This is a genomic window from Mesorhizobium sp. WSM4841 (genome assembly GCF_055811515.1).
The window spans coordinates 1-252 of the sequence record NZ_JBVVQC010000112.1 but is presented as its reverse complement, the minus strand read 5'-3'; the positions used below and the strand labels follow the sequence as shown (position 1 = coordinate 252).

At 36.5% G+C, this 252-nt stretch carries 1 protein-coding gene; it reads right to left on the bottom strand.

Translation table 11 applies throughout. From position 1 onward, the window contains the following. A partial coding sequence (locus AC0L14_RS34820; RefSeq protein WP_473752239.1) for a thiamine pyrophosphate-dependent enzyme occupies positions 1-252 on the bottom strand: 252 nt, incomplete at both ends.

Sequence of the window (252 nt, the reverse complement as noted above, 5' to 3'; positions counted from 1 at the left end):
ATATTGATCGTCGTCATCCGATGAATGAGCTGTCATACGAGAAGTTACTGCTTCAATCAATGTTGAACCCTGTCCAGAAATAGCTCGTTCTCTTGCTTCTTTCATCGCTTTATACATTGCTAAAGGATCATTACCATCTACTTGTTCACCATGTATACCGTAACCAAGTGCTCTATCCGATAATTTTTCAGCTGCGTATTGTAATGAATCAGGTACTGAAATTGCATATTTATTATTTATAATGACACATAC